The sequence below is a fragment of the Lysobacter sp. BMK333-48F3 genome (assembly GCF_019733395.1).
Lineage (GTDB): Bacteria > Pseudomonadota > Gammaproteobacteria > Xanthomonadales > Xanthomonadaceae > Lysobacter.
The window spans coordinates 1-351 of the sequence record NZ_JAIHOO010000003.1; the positions used below are offsets into that span (position 1 = coordinate 1).

Consider the following 351-nt stretch of genomic DNA (forward strand, 5'->3'; position numbering starts at 1 on the left):
TGGGCCTGGCGATCTGCCAGGAACTGGCGGTGGCGATGGAAGGGCATATCGCCGTGCACAGCGAGCCGGGGCAGGGCGCGCGCTTCGTGTTCGAACTGCCGCTGCCGGCGGCCGAGCCGCCGCCGGCCGGCCGCGGTGCCGCCGAACCGGCGCGGCCGCCGGCGCGCAGCGGCCCGCGCGCGGTGCTGCTGGTCGAAGACGACCCGACCGTGGCCGAAGTCATCGCCGGCCTGCTGCGCGCGCAGGGCCACCGCGTCACCCACGTCGCCAACGGCCTGGCCGCGCTGGCGGAAGTGGCGACCGCGCAGTTCGACCTGCTGCTGCTCGACCTCGACCTGCCCGGCATCAACG

General features: G+C 76.1%; 1 protein-coding gene. It reads left to right on the forward strand.

Features of this window, described 5'->3' with window-relative positions; genetic code table 11:
• Positions 1-351: response regulator (locus tag K4L06_RS22435; RefSeq protein ID WP_221673746.1), on the forward strand; the 351-nt coding region annotated here is incomplete at both ends.